Source organism: Exiguobacterium sp. SH4S7 (assembly GCF_004336795.1).
Lineage (GTDB): Bacteria > Bacillota > Bacilli > Exiguobacteriales > Exiguobacteriaceae > Exiguobacterium > Exiguobacterium aurantiacum_A.
This window is the reverse complement of sequence record NZ_SJUT01000001.1, coordinates 305,186-319,329: the sequence shown is the minus strand read 5'-3', so window position 1 is coordinate 319,329 and position 14,144 is coordinate 305,186. Positions and strand designations below refer to the sequence as shown.

The window sequence follows — 14,144 nt, the reverse complement described above, 5'->3', positions numbered from 1 at the left end:
TAGCCTCCATTTAGTTCACAGTCATTGTCAAATCCATACCCGTCTATTATAGCGAAATTTTGCTCATTTCGGAGACTTTTTTACGAAAACTTCCTAAAAGATGGTTTTTAAATTGTGAAATTCCTATAAAAATTGGGTAAATTTCAAAATATATTTACAAGTTTATTTTCATTTTTCTATTTGAGACGGTTTGAGACCGTGATACGATAAGAAAAACAGAACATTTGTTCGTAAAAAAGGAGATGGGATCATGCGCCGGCGGATCTTCTGTGTCGACAGCGTCTCATTTTATGCCAGCTGCGAGTGCGCGGCCCGTAACTTGAACCCGTACAAGACGAAGCTCGTCGTCTTATCGAACTTACAGGACAGCGGCGCCCTCGTCCTCACCGCGACCCCGCCGCTGAAACGGCTCGGCATCAAGACCGGCTCCCGGCGCTTTCACATCGACCGCCTGCCTTGGCATGAACGACGGCACGTCCTCTACGCCGAGGCCCGGATGAGCCACTACTTGAACGTATCGGTGCAAATCGTCCACATCCTGCACCAGTTCGCACCGCCTGAGGCGATCCGCGTCTACTCGGTCGATGAGACGCTCGTCGACTTGACGGGGACGGAGCGCTTGTTCGGGAACGATGACCACGTCGCCCGCCTCATCCGCTCGACCGTCTTCCGCTACACCGGCGTCCCGGTCACGATTGGGATCGGACCGAACAACGTCCTCGCCAAACTTGTCCTCGACTTGCATGGCAAAAAGACCGGTGTCGCCAGTTGTGCCCTCCACGACGTCGAACGATTGATCCATCCGGCGCCGATCGAGAAGATGTGGGGCGTCGGGGCGAAGATGGCGGTCCATCTCCATCGGCTCGGCATCGACACAATCGGCGACCTGGCCCGTTATCCGCTCGACGTGTTGCACGATAAGTTCGGTGTCATCGGCGCCGAGCTGTGGCACCACGCCTGGGGCATCGACGAGTCGCCGACGATCCTGCCGGCGAGTTCGCTGTTCGGGGCGAAACGCCAACGGCCCCGGACGATTGGCCACGGCATCACGCTCATGAAAGACTATACGACGGAAAGTTCGATCCGACTCGTCTTGCAGGCGATCGCCGTCGAGGTCGGGATGCGGACGCGGCAATCGGGACTCGTCGGCGGCAGCATCCATCTCGGTGTCCGCTACACTCGGACGAGCGAGCGGCGTGGCTTCAGCAAACAAAAAAAGCTCGCCCGCTTCACGGCGGACGAGCGTGAGTTTTTACCGATTCTGTTCCAACTGTTTCTTGACGCTTGGGACGAGACGGAGGCGGTGCGGTACGTGTCGGTCGCCCTCGGTAAGCTCGAGCCCCGGAGCGAACACGTCCAGCTGTCGTTGTTCGAGGACGAGTGGGCCCGGGCCCGCCGGTTCGATTTCCTCGACCTCGTCGATCAATTGAACGTCCGCTTCGGCCGCGGCACGATCCGTCCGGCGTCGAGTCTACTGAAAGACAGTCCGCTCCGCACGCGGCAACGCCTGATCGGCGGACATAAACAAGGAGGTGAACCGTCATGAGCCAAACCCGCTACAAAGACCGCGGTGAATTGAAGTGGATCCCGTTTCTCATGCCCGAACACGTGGCGCTGCTCAAAAAATATTACGCCCACGTCCAAAAGATCGAGCTGCCCGACATCGACGAGCAACTCCTTTATCTGTGGCAGACCGAACTTGAACGGGCCATCCGGGAAGGCGACCAAGTCGAACTGACGTTGTTCGAGGATGGTCTCGCCCGCTCTATGCGTGGCTACGTTCATGCCATCTATTACGCCGAACGCGAAGTCGAACTGTTCGACACGGACGTGCGCCGCATCCCGTTCGGCCACATCCTGTCAGTCCGTTAAGACGCGTCAATCGCGTCTTGCGTCGTCTCGAACGTCGCAATCCCGTCGAGGACGCCATAGTGATCGAGCGTCTGCCGCACGGGTTCCGATAAGTGGGCGAAAACGACACGACGCTCCGCCGCTTTCAGTTCCCGGACGACCCGGCGGACTTCTTCGACCGCCGTCACATCGATGACCGGACAGCGATGGAAGTTGAAGATGAACACGTCGGGCTCGTTATGGATATGTTGCAGGACGTGCTCGAACATCTCGATCGCCCCGAAGAAGAGCGGCCCTTCGACGCTGAAGACGACTTGGCCGTCGCGCGTCACGTAACGTTCCGTCTGTTCACGGACGTCGATCGTATCAGCCATCCGTTTCGCGAACAAGGCGAGCGCACAGATGACCCCGACCTCGACGGCGACGACAAGGTCGACGAAGACGGTCAGCCCGAGCGTGACAAGTAGCACGAGCGATTCGGCCGACCGATGCTTGAGCATCTCAAAGACGTGGTGTCGCTCCGACATGTTCCAAGCGACGCGCATCAAGATCGGCGCGAGTGCGGCGAGCGGGACGTAGCTCGCGAGTGGCGCCAAGACGAGTACGGCGAGAAGCACCGTCAACCCGTGGATGACACCCGAGCGACGGCTGACGGCTCCGGCTTGGATGTTCGTCGCCGTCCGGGCGATCGCACCTGTCGCCGGGATGCCGCCGAAGAACGGGACGACGACGTTGGCGAGCCCTTGCCCGAACAGTTCCTTGTCCGGGTTCATCTTCGTGCCGGCCATGCCGTCCGCGACCGCACCTGACAACAGCGATTCGAGCGCCCCGAGGAAGGCGATGGCGAACGCCGATGGGAGCAGCGTCGCGATCAAGTCGAGGTCGATCGTGAGCCAGTTGAAGTCAGGCAGTCCGCTCGGGATGCCTCCGTAGGCGCTGCCGATCGTCGCGACCTCCCCTGGGATGACGAGGCTGATAAACGTCGGCACGAGCATCGCCATCAACAGAAGCGGCAATTTTACGGGCAGTTTCGGGACGAGCCAGAGCGTCAAGAAGCCGATAGCCGCGATACCGATCGGCCAGAGACTCGCCTCGGGGAGTGACGTGACGAGTTTTAGGACGTTCTCGTGAAAGTGCGGCGCCTTCTCGAACGTGATGCCGAGCAGTTCATCGAGCTGGTCGACGAAGATGACGACGGCAATCCCCGCTGTAAAGCCGATCGTGACGGCGCGCGGCATGAAGCGGATGAGCCGGCCGACGCGGAGCACGCTCATAAGAAACAGCAAAATCCCGGCGAGAAACGTCGTCACGAGCAGCCCTTCGTAGCCGTGCGCCAGCATGACGCCCGAGACGATCGGGATGAAGGCGCCGGTCGGTCCGGCGATTTGGAACGTCGAGCCCCCGAACAGGCTGACGAGGATGCCGGCGATGATGGCCGTATAAAGGCCGTACACCGGTCCGACGCCCGAGGCGATCGCGAACGCCATCGCGAGCGGGACGGCGACGACCCCGACGGTGATCCCGGCCGAGATGTCTTTTTGCCACGCCTCTCGTGTTGTCATGAAGTTGTCCATTCTTGCATTCCTTCTTTCCATTAGTTCGAAAACAAGTTCAGTGTACGCCTGTCACCGCTTCTTGTAAACGTCACAGAAGAAACGTTTACATAATCGACAAACCAAAAAGACGTATCCATCACGCGATGGACACGTCTTCGTTAATTGGTCGGTGCTTCGACGACTTGGTCACCCTCGTCCGACTCTTCCCCGAGTAAGCGGACGTGGCGGCCGAATAGCCACATGACGACGAGATGGGCTTTCGCCTGCGTCTTCGTATAGAACCACCACGGCATGGCCGGTACGAACTCGTGGATGGCGATAAGCCCCTCGTCCGAGTCAGGGAGTCGCCTGAACTCAAGGCGGCCGGTCTTGTCGTCCTCGGTCAGCTTCGCGAACAGTCCCCCATCGATCTCGAATGAGGCCATGTCGTCCGTCGCCGCATCTTCAAGCGACAAGTGGAGTGCGACGAGTGACGGACGGAGGAGCGCAATCTCCCAATCATCCTGTTCTTTCGTCGTCTGGATGAGCGGATACGCGACCCGCCCGAGCCATTCGAAATATTCGTCGGCCATCCAAGCCGCTGATTTATCGTCCGGCAGACCGAAACGTTGAATCGAACGGACCGTATACTGTTGCGGCGCTTTTTTCTTCTTGCCGCCGCCCGACATCTGTTTCTCTTCTTCCTCGAGCGCGTGCTCGACCGCTTCTTTGAACGGGATCTCGCCTTGTTTGACGCCGTCCGTGTCTTTGGCGACCATGGCGTGATCCATGCTCTCGACGAGCGGATAGACGGTGTCTTTCGGCTCACCGGTGACAGCCATGACCCAAAGCCGTGACAGCTTGATCGTCGGGAACGGGAAGTCGATCATGACGCGACGCTTGCCCATGACGTCAGCCGTATCTTCGATCATCTTCCGATACGTCATCACTTCCGGACCACCGATGTCGATATGATGGTCGTACAACGATTCGGCCCCGACGACCGAGATGAGCGCTTGGACCGCTTCACGCAGGTCGATCGGATGCGTCTCCGTCTTCGTCCAGTTCGGGAGGATCATGACCGGGAGTCGTTTGACGAGTTTCGCGAGAATCGGAAACGACGACCCTTCCGGACCGATGATGAGCCCAGCCCGGATCGTCGTCACCGGGACACCTTGCCCGCCGAGGATGCGTTCGACCTCGAGCCGGCTCTTCAAGTGCCGTGACAACGTCTTCGACTCTTTTGGAATGATGCCGCTCAAATAGACGATCTGCTCGATATCGTTCGCGCTCACTGCCCGGGCGAAGTTGTCGGCGATGAGCGCGTCCATATCCTCAAACGTCGCCTGCGTTAGCCCACCGTCCGGGATCATCGAGTGGACGAGGAACATGGCGTAGTCCGCCCCTTCGCACGCCTCGCGCGTCTGTTCATATGAGAACAAGTCGCACGACCGCCACGTGATATGGGCCTCGTCTTCCTTGTTCTTCGTCGAGCGGGACAAGGCGATAATGTCGTACTCTTCTTTTAAATGTTCCATCACGTTCGAGCCGATATAGCCGCTCGCCCCCGCGATGACGATGGTTTTCCGCATAGTGGTCACTCTCCCCTTCATTTTGCACATAGAGGTTATGTACCCGTCTTGGACTGAGATTAAATCAGTCGCGAGCCCTACAGTGTGCATTGGAAAATTTATGTAAACTAGACTCAATTACAGGAAGAGGAGGAATGGTTATGGGATTTTGGTATTTCTTGATGCTGTTGATCGGTGGCTGGCTCGTAATTCGTGCCGTATTCAAAAAGAACACGAACGGCCTCCTGCGGATTGGCACACTTGTCGTCGGTGGTCTGTTGATCGCACTCGGATTGTTCATGTTTCAAGATGGAAGTGATGCGATTGTTGCGGATTTGTTTAACTTGTGGTGAGAATTACATCACCGAATTAAGTTAATGCCTGGTTACGTTTTGAAATTGAAACGAGTCGAACCCGATTATTAAGGTTCGACTCATTTCAATTTTTCATTAACTAATTGGATTCAAATCAATATTGAAATCATATAATTGTACATAATGTATAATCTACCTCATTATAATATTAATTTTAGCCATGTAATTTCAAAAAAAGTTGAAGTAAACTAACCTTTTAATATACTTGTAATATCTAATTTTAACATTTCATTTAGAAACCATTCATTCGTACTAAGTTCTTCATAAAAAGCAAATTGCCATGTATTTTTGTATATCCCCTTACGTTTTCTTTTACTACGATCCAATTCATCTTTAAGTGCAGTTGAGTTCCCTCCGTTAAATATTTCTTGTAAATCATAAATTATTGCTGAAATCTCAGTCCCAGCATAAATTCTATACATTTTGTTAAGAGCAAATTTATCAAAATGATTGCATATCCTTTTCATGAGTTCTTTATCTTCACTAGCTAATTCATCTACTTCGAAATTTATTTCAAAAGGAACCTCTTCCTCTAACCTTGCTTTTAACCATAAAAAATCCTCTATATCATCATAATAAGGATGTATCGCATTAAAGTCCTTTCCATCTGATTTATCAGAGTTCTTTTTTTTGTTGCAAGCTATGCACATTGGGACTAAATTTAGCGGATTTATCGAGAATGCCGGAAATTTAGTTTGAGCAAGAACATGATCTAAGGTGTCAGCTGGACGATATCCACAGGCCGTACACATTGAATCTAAACTGAGATCCATTAAATGATTATAATATATTCTTGCCGGCTGCCCATCTTTAGACAATTTATCCTTATATAATTTTTTTAGTACATTTTGTTCTATACCTTCAATCGAATGATTTTCAGCAATTAAATGTAAATCATTTGATATAGCGTGAGAATTATATAAATCGTAAGCCTTGTCAAATTCCGAAGATTTCGAAACTAATAACGTTACTAAATTTAAATCAGTCATGTTACTTATACAGGAATCCAGGATTTCTTTTTGAGTGAATGAAGGTTTATCCAATTTTCTCATCAGATATTATTCTCCATTTCTTTCTTTAATTAGTGTTCTTAAAATAGTTCTTGCTTCTAGACCTAAGGAATCCTCAAACTCTTCTAAAATCTCATCGTAATTTTTACCGTTACTAACACACTCCGCTAACACTCTATAGAATCCTGTATTAGTTACCTCTAGTCTAAATACCTCTCTAGTTAGTGTTCCCACATTTTCTCCATATGTATCTATATTAGGTCTCTTTACGCTAATCTTTTCATGTCCCCTTTTTATAACTGAAACACACTCTCTATTTAATTCTTGCATTACAACCGGTGAGTGAGTAGCTAATATACATACACCATTCTGTTGAATTAAAATTTTTGATATTGCATTCATAAACGCCGCTAATAACGGAGGATGCAAATGTGTCTCTGGTTCATCTATAAGTACTAAAGATTTTTCGTTTACTTTTTCGATTAATTTAGTAAGCGTTAACAAAATAATTTTATGACCAGAACTTAAAGAAAGAAAAAGTTCTCTTTTGTCGTGTTCATTTTTCTCGTCGATAGTTTTTAGATTAAACTGTTTTAACGTAGTTTCAGCTTCCAAAATATCAATTATTTCTTTCCATTTTTCAAAGATAAGTTTCTCTTTAATAATATTTTTAATACTACTCAAAAATTCTCCTGAAAGACTATCTATATCTTTTGTAATCACTTTATTTTTTTTCTCTTCTTTTAAACCAATATAAGAATAAAAGTTTTCATTATTTTCATTTTTTAAATCTCTATAGTAACCGCCAGAATCAAATGCGCTAAAAGATATAAATATTAAATTTGCAAAGATAGGACGATTATCATTTAATTCATTAATAAAATTAAAGTTACTATTTTTTTCAATCAATGCCTTGATCATTTGCTTTAAAATCGTAGTTTTCCCTACGCCATTACTTCCAATTAGTGCGTGGATATTTGAAGGAGGCATGGTTAGGGGATTAATTTGAAAATCTAAAATTAAATTGTCATCATTACGGATAAATTTAAATGCATAATCAGTTAACTCTTCACCATTATTAATAATTCTATTAAATTGACCCATGACTGTTACTGCTGATATATCTCTCAATAACGAAGTAGTGGTTATTTCAAGACTTTTCACTTCATTAAACAGTTGTAAATTATTCGCTATATCGTTTAGATAATTTAATATGTATTGTTTTTTAACAGTTTCCAATTTATTTAAATTTAAATAGAAGTCTTTAGATTGCCCTAAACTAAAGTAGTTTGAACTACCCCCTTTAAATAAATCAGTTAGAGAGGTACTCTTAGCCCCACTTCTATTAGCAATTTTCACTCCGCCAATATCATTTTTATTTTTGCCATCGAAGTAGTACAAAAAATAATGAGTTCTATAACCAAAATCATCCCAGTTGTCAGAAATTAGATAAAATCCTTCTTTCAAGGGTTTGCTTCTAAAACTAATTAACTCTATATTCATTTAGTTTTCCTCTTTTCTATGTCCCATAGAGAGATCATTTTGTCTGATACATAGATTTTATATAAAAGTGTATTTTGTAGAAACTGAAAAAATCCATATATAAGTAAATATATTAAAATTAATTCCATAAAGCAAAATTCTTTGTCGCCTTTATAACAATAGTATATTAAAGTTGAATGCCCAAAAGTATATTTTTTTCAGTTCGGATTTAATTCGATAATTGTTAGTTTTTTTATTAATAACTAAATATTTTTATTTTATGTATTTTTTTACATAAACTTAATAGTTAAAATATTTACACTAAATACAAACTCTATTAAATGTGATACTGAAAACTAGCAGCTTAATGGGCGGAACTTCAGGTTGAAAAATTCAAAAATGTACGTAATGGAAAATATTTATTCTGAATGTCTAGGTATATGTAATCTCTTCTGAGTTTTTTACAAGAAAGAGAAGGGCAGGCACGGAATTCGGTGGCTGGACCGTCCCTTTACAATTAAATCTACGTCCTAAAAGATGAATTTTAGAAGGTAAGATTGGATATTTCAGAAAAAATCTCCTATGCCTTTTTGACCTTTTTGATTCTAGTTTGACCCAATAAAATAACGCAAAGCCGATTGATGTTATAAGATACTATTTAAAACAAAAAAACTTCCAAAATCCTTGAAACAACAAGGGTTTTGTCACTAAATAAAATCAATGGATTTCATAATTATATAGACGGCGGTAGTCGAACCCGCATCATAACGCATGGTTCTACGTGTTTAGTTTATGTATTGAATCCTCAATATGACACTGCCGATAAACAGGCGTTGTCGCATCCAGGTGGACGACTCGTGATTCGCGGCCTATTCAAAAAGAACACGAAGGGACTGATGCGGTTTGGCACTCTCATCATCGGAGCTCTGTTAATCGCACTCGGCTTATTCATGTTCCAAGATGGCAGTGATGCAATCGTGGCGGATTTGTTTAACTTGTGGTGACAATGAACCGAACAAAAACACTTCCTGCTTGCAGAAAGTGTTTTTTCATTAAAACGATAGAATTAACAGGGTTCCGTCATTGAGGATCTCTCCGTTTTTAGCAACATAGTCGACATGAACCTCCGCATGTCGTAACATGTCGCTCTCTTTTAGAGCTGTCATCCAGGTGCGGACGAGTGCCTCGTCTCCTGACGCTGGCTTCCGATGATCGTCACCAGGATTGTCGGTACGACGTCGGCCGTTTTATAGGCGAGCGGGTTCGCCGCCGAAGCGTCGAGTTGTCGTACGGCTACTTCATCGTAAAAAACATCGTACGTGACATCACGGCCAAACGCCGACATGACCGAATCCTCGATGACATCCGTCACGTCATTTCCCCATTTCGATGCCAGGAACGTGTCGACGACTTCCCCTGTCGTCTCGTCCGCGTAGACAAAAAACTCGGTCCCTGTCACGGAATCAACTGCAGTCGTCGCATACTCGAACGGGAAATTGCCCATGTTGTCGAACGTAACCTCTGTCGTCAATTCGGCATTGTCGAAACGCTCCGCTACATACGGCTCAGCGAGTTGGATTGCTTTTTCTTCCTCATCCGGGTCGGACTGCATCGACTGATTGAACACAAAAACGAGCACTCCTATCCCGACGACAAGTATTCCAATTCCGGCCAATGCCCATTTCCAAAAGCGCTTCACACCGATACCTCCTCTAAATGTCTATGTACCACCAGAAAAAAGTGTCTCAGCTTCTTTCTATCAGTGTATCAGACAATTTATGGAAGGGTTTATTTTATTTAAAGGTATAGTTTTATGGTTAATGCATTTCTAGTTTTCTGAGGTCCCCATTTTTTGAATATCACCTATCCCACAGACCTTTACCCTCGGTGCCCCATTGGCTTCAAATCCGTTTTGCACCGCATACTCGTACAAGTGAATCAGTTTCGTCTCTTTTGTATGTCTCCATCCGCTCTGCCACTCGCAGGCTTTCATTTCGTTCCACGAACGCATAAAGTTAATCCACCTTCGCCATTCGATTATTCTTGCTCGTATTACACGTCGGACAAGCGAGGACAAAATTCCATAAGACATCATTCTGCATATACGACCACGGAATGAAGTGGTCGATGTGAGTCTGTCTCAACGGTTTCGTGCAATAAAAACAGACGGGATGACCATGACTCAGCAAAATTTGTTTGAACTCGTCGAGCGATTGCCGGGCCGAGACAAACTCGAGTTTGCTCAAAATTTGCTCCATCGCATCACGTTTATTGTATTTTCTAGAAAGACGATATAGCGAAGTACGAATTCAATCCACTCTTCTTTTCGAATAAATAAAGGAATAGACAGTAACCACGAAAGAGGATAAACACCTAACCCAGATATAAATGTATAATAATTATAAGACTTAAACCATTCTGCAAAAACTCTAAGTCTCAAACCTTAATACCAATCAATTTTATATACAACTGTTGAATCTACATTATTTAGGAGGACGACGATGATGGTCAGTCATAACTCGTTAGAAGAAACTAACAATGGGAAATCGATGAATCTTTCTCTTGATGGAATTCCTGAATCAACTAAAGAAGAACTTCTTAATCCACCCGCGAAATTATTAGGACAAGCGATGAGCGGTATAATCCATGCTGTCTTTGATCCTTTAATAAAATTTAATATTGTGCGCGATCAGCAACTAAAAGATTTCGAAAAAAAAGTACAATCAGGTACAAATGAAATTCCTGAAGAGAATCGTGATGACAGTAAAATAGGCTTAGCTTTAAAAGCTCTTGAAGAATCAAAATATCAATTAGACTCGGAAGAATTAAGAGAAATGTTTGCAAATCTTATTTCTTCAACTGTAGACAATCGAAAAAATGATTCGGTTCAACCATCATTCTCCTCCGTATTGAAAGACCTATCTCCTTTAGACGCAAATTTAATAAAGCTTTTTGCTGGAGAAAATCACGTACCTTTAGTTAGTATTAGAATTCAAGATGATAATGGTACAGGCACAGAATTTAATAGTAATACCTTAATTTTTGATGACGATATAATTGAGAATGAACTTTCTTTATTTTCATTAGAGCGTTTGGGGTTAGTTATGCTCAATCCTACAAGCGAATTAAAATCTAAAAATAATCAAGAGAAATATCAAAATTTTGAGAATCATCCTTCCTATTCTTCACTGGAACAAATGCTACCTATAGACTCTGGAGAATTTGTATTTACACAAATCAGTTTAAACAAAGGAACAGCAGGTTTAACGCCATACGGAATAGCCTTCGTATCTTGCATTATCTAATAATTAGGAAAATAGTAAATATAATATTAATGATACTTTGAGAAATTTAAACATTTAAAAATTTATGAAACGGTTTATTTGTTGGCAATGTTACAAATAAATCGTTTCATACCTATTTTAATCTTGCTTGTTTTGCAGCACTTTTCCTTTCTGGTCTATACGCATTACAAACAAAGTGATAGAGTTCAAAAATCTGCTCGCTTTCAGGATGTCTGTGTTTCGTTACTAAAACGTTACTCATTTCATTAAAGTCGAGAATCATCTCCAAAGTTTCAAAGTATCGTACATTTTCATGTTCGATATAAAAATCATTTAAAAATTCTTTTCTACGATTTAAAACTGTTTTGAGTTGTGTTGACTTATTGAATACGATTGTAAAACCAAACTCTATGCGCTCATTCATATATCCTATCAATTGTTTAATTTGCTTTTCAAAGTTCCCCCATTCTTTATTTTCACCGATAGCAATTTCTTCATTCCCCTCAATATTCGAATAAATATAAAAGTCTAACTCCCCAGGACCCTTGAGCGCAAAACCCATAGGCTGTTCCCTAACAACAATTATTTTGTCTTCTCTAAGTGATGATATCAAAAGGTCTGCAATATCATCACTTAACTGCGTTTCACTAGTATTTTTTAGTCTTATAGGATCTTTCTCTTTAGTCACTATAGCCTCATAAATTGTGCGTACTATTTTCTCTTTTCGATTATTTGTGGTCCCTTTATTTTTTTCTAATTCTAAATACTCGCGTGCAATGTCCTTGGGTATTAAATCTAAATACTCACTTAAATCAATGCCATATTGATTAAAATAATTAGGTAATTCAAAATAAATTTTTACATAATCCTCAATATGTAAAAAATCCCAATCGTCAAACATAAATTCTTTATACTCTTCTAAATTGTGAAGATTATCAATAAAATATTTATCGTCTGGGAATTCAGGTATTAAATTTTCTAAAGAAGAAGTATCTACGATTATTTCTTCACTGCTATCACTTAAATCAATATACCAATCAATTAAATGAAATAAGGCATATTGATATAAAGGATTTAAAGAATGCTTGTATTTGTCCTTGGAGTAATCTCTTAAATCATAAATTACATTTTGACAGGAACTAAAATTCTCCCGAACTAAACTTGGAGGAAAAATGCTTGGCATTATAATATCAAATCCATCGTCTTCAAAAAATTCAATGAATGTATTTGCAATCTCGTAAATCACTTCATTAATTTTAACTTTGATTTCATTTGACATTTGAAATTGAATATTTATCATAGTATTCCTTCTTTTCTTCAGATTTCTGTTATTTTAAATCATATCTATAAAATTATATATAAAAAGTGCTATAAGCTCTGTAATTCTGTGTTTATGGCATTTTTACTTTAATAACGGAGACAGCGGGAGTCGAACCCGCGTCCAAAAGCATCGTTAACACATGCTTCTTCGTGTATAGTTTATCGATTAAGTCTAAATATAATGCTGTCGATAACCATGCGTTGTCGCATCCAAGTGGAAGACTCGTGATTCGCCATCCCTTAAAATAAAACTATGTGATGACTCATGCGGTTGAGCACACTCATCATCGGAGATCTTATAACAACCTCACTCAGAATATTCATAATCTAAGACGGCAGTGATACGATTGTTGTGAATTTATTTAACTTATGGTGAGGAAAAAATTGCACTTAATCAGCAAATGAAGAAACAAGAAGAGGGCCACCCATGCATAAACTACGCACGGATGACCCCTCTCCTTTTATCTTAAATTCTTGTAACAGAACACCTGAAGTCAGCTAAACTGTCTAATCATTCACCAGATTGTTGCTTATCTTTTTGCTTCTGCAAATATGCTTCTCGAAGCTGGTTGATCTTATCTTTTTTATTCGACACAGCTGGTTTTTTACCGTCTTGATACTTTGCAGCAGCTACTTTACTTTTATGATCTAATTGATATTTTCCCATTCTATTCACCTGCTTTCATTTCATTGTGATTGACTTGCTCCATTAACATCAAAAGACCTTCTAATCTCAATGAAATTAGAAGGTCTTCATTAAAAATCATTGATTGCAGTCACTGTAGACTGCTTAAAAATGGAGACGGCGGGAGTCGAACCCGCGTCCGAAGGCATCGTAACGCATGCTTCTACGTGTGTAGTTTATCTATTGGATCTCAATGTGACACTGCCGATAAACAGGCGTTGTCGCATCCAGTCTGATTCATCTCTTCTTCGCGCCCTCAGACGGCGAGGTTGAAGCGTAGCTTGCTTAGTTTGAGACCCTGAAAGTCATCCACACAAGCGATGGATGTCAGGATCCGCAGGGCACTTAGGCTGCTGCGAGTTGTGTGTTAGTTTTGCCAGTTATAGGCGTTTGCGTTTTAACGAGGCCGACCCCTCGACACGCCACATACGACCGACCTACCCCCGTCGAATCCATAACGTCCCCGAGGTGGTAATTGGTACTATCACTACTATACCACAATCAGGTCTCGCTGTCAGTATTTTTGCCGGTCCCGGAGTGCCCGGTCGACGTCACGCTTCGCGTCTTTCTTCTTCAAGTCATCGCGCTTGTCATACTTCTTCTTCCCGCGCCCGATGCCGAGGAGACATTTAGCGAAGCCGTTCTTGAGATACACTTTGAGCGGGATGATCGTATACCCGTCCCGGCCTTGTGCGCCGATGAGCTGGTTGATTTGTTTTTTATGCAACAATAGCTTTCGGATACGGAGCGGCTCGTGATTGAAGCGGTTCCCTTGCTCGAACGGGCTGATATGACAGTTGTGAAGCGTTGCCTCGCCACCGTCAAAGCGGACATACGCGTCAGCGATGTTGATCTTCGACTGGCGCACCGATTTAATCTCGGTCCCGGTCAACACCATGCCGGCTTCAATCGTATCTTCGATCGCATAATCGAAGGACGCTTTTCGGTTTTGCGCGAGCGCGTTCGAATCTTTCTTCTTGGCCATATTACTCAGTCCTTTATATCAAATTACGGAAGGGGTCTCCCCCTCCC

At 43.9% G+C, this 14,144-nt stretch carries 14 protein-coding genes and 1 other RNA gene; 5 read left to right on the top strand and 10 right to left on the bottom strand.

Going from position 1 to position 14,144, the window contains the following annotated elements; genetic code table 11:
- The first annotated feature begins 250 nt into the window (after positions 1–250).
- Both EVJ29_RS01585 and EVJ29_RS01580 read left to right on the top strand, forming a co-directional pair.
- Complete coding sequence (locus EVJ29_RS01585) at positions 251–1,546, top strand: Y-family DNA polymerase (RefSeq protein WP_131504653.1); 1,296 nt, start codon at positions 251–253, stop codon at positions 1,544–1,546.
- Positions 1,543–1,872 carry a YolD-like family protein gene (locus EVJ29_RS01580; RefSeq protein WP_131469801.1) on the top strand — a complete coding sequence of 110 codons (330 nt, stop codon included), beginning with the start codon at positions 1,543–1,545 and terminating at the stop codon, positions 1,870–1,872. The genes EVJ29_RS01585 and EVJ29_RS01580 overlap by 4 nt, the downstream gene beginning before the upstream one ends.
- Here the strand turns inward: EVJ29_RS01580 and EVJ29_RS01575 are convergent.
- A complete protein-coding gene (locus EVJ29_RS01575; protein ID WP_236633353.1) occupies positions 1,869–3,413 on the bottom strand; it encodes a SulP family inorganic anion transporter in 1,545 nt (514 codons plus the stop codon). The genes EVJ29_RS01580 and EVJ29_RS01575 overlap by 4 nt on opposite strands.
- A 152-nt stretch (positions 3,414–3,565) precedes the next feature.
- Positions 3,566–4,978 (bottom strand): NAD-dependent epimerase/dehydratase family protein, encoded by a 1,413-nt coding sequence (locus EVJ29_RS01570; RefSeq protein ID WP_131504651.1) that lies wholly within the window; start codon positions 4,976–4,978, stop codon positions 3,566–3,568.
- Positions 4,979–5,118: 140 nt separating this feature from the next.
- Between EVJ29_RS01570 and EVJ29_RS01565 the strand changes: the two genes are divergently transcribed.
- A complete protein-coding gene (locus EVJ29_RS01565; protein ID WP_131443139.1) occupies positions 5,119–5,310 on the top strand; it encodes a hypothetical protein in 192 nt (63 codons plus the stop codon).
- Positions 5,311–5,519: 209 nt separating this feature from the next.
- Here the strand turns inward: EVJ29_RS01565 and EVJ29_RS01560 are convergent, their stop codons facing one another.
- Positions 5,520–6,383, bottom strand: a complete 864-nt coding sequence (locus EVJ29_RS01560; RefSeq protein WP_131504650.1) for an HNH endonuclease — start codon at positions 6,381–6,383, stop codon at positions 5,520–5,522.
- 6 nt (positions 6,384–6,389) lie between these two features.
- On the bottom strand, positions 6,390–7,844 hold the full coding sequence (locus tag EVJ29_RS01555; protein ID WP_131504649.1) for an AAA family ATPase: 1,455 nt from the start codon (positions 7,842–7,844) through the stop codon (positions 6,390–6,392).
- A 776-nt stretch (positions 7,845–8,620) separates the two neighbouring features.
- Here EVJ29_RS01555 and EVJ29_RS01550 point away from each other — a divergent pair.
- Positions 8,621–8,827, top strand: coding sequence for a hypothetical protein (locus tag EVJ29_RS01550; protein ID WP_131504648.1), 207 nt, complete (start codon positions 8,621–8,623; stop codon positions 8,825–8,827).
- A gap of 158 nt (positions 8,828–8,985) precedes the next feature.
- On the opposite strand, the gene EVJ29_RS01545 is transcribed toward EVJ29_RS01550, so the two are convergent.
- Entirely contained in the window at positions 8,986–9,522 is a 537-nt protein-coding gene (locus EVJ29_RS01545) for a hypothetical protein (protein ID WP_131504647.1), read from the bottom strand.
- A 316-nt stretch (positions 9,523–9,838) separates the two neighbouring features.
- The gene (locus tag EVJ29_RS15670; RefSeq protein WP_131504646.1) at positions 9,839–10,081 is read right to left on the bottom strand and encodes an HNH endonuclease; all 243 of its coding nucleotides are present in this window, start codon (positions 10,079–10,081) and stop codon (positions 9,839–9,841) included.
- Positions 10,082–10,324: 243 nt separating this feature from the next.
- Here EVJ29_RS15670 and EVJ29_RS01535 point away from each other — a divergent pair, with 243 nt between their 5' ends.
- Positions 10,325–11,128, top strand: coding sequence for a DUF4393 domain-containing protein (locus tag EVJ29_RS01535; protein ID WP_131504645.1), 804 nt, complete (start codon positions 10,325–10,327; stop codon positions 11,126–11,128).
- A 112-nt stretch (positions 11,129–11,240) separates the two neighbouring features.
- Here EVJ29_RS01535 and EVJ29_RS01530 read toward each other — a convergent pair whose 3' ends face one another.
- The 4 genes from EVJ29_RS01530 to smpB form a co-directional block, all read right to left on the bottom strand.
- Positions 11,241–12,386, bottom strand: coding sequence for a hypothetical protein (locus EVJ29_RS01530; protein ID WP_131504644.1), 1,146 nt, complete (start codon positions 12,384–12,386; stop codon positions 11,241–11,243).
- A 552-nt stretch (positions 12,387–12,938) separates the two neighbouring features.
- A complete protein-coding gene (locus EVJ29_RS01525) occupies positions 12,939–13,094 on the bottom strand; it encodes an alcohol dehydrogenase (protein WP_131504643.1) in 156 nt (51 codons plus the stop codon).
- A 127-nt stretch (positions 13,095–13,221) separates the two neighbouring features.
- Positions 13,222–13,577: a transfer-messenger RNA gene (ssrA, locus tag EVJ29_RS01520) on the bottom strand.
- 49 nt (positions 13,578–13,626) lie between these two features.
- Positions 13,627–14,097 carry an SsrA-binding protein SmpB gene (gene smpB / locus EVJ29_RS01515; protein WP_070328710.1) on the bottom strand — a complete coding sequence of 157 codons (471 nt, stop codon included), beginning with the start codon at positions 14,095–14,097 and terminating at the stop codon, positions 13,627–13,629.
- Positions 14,098–14,144: the final 47 nt, after the last annotated feature.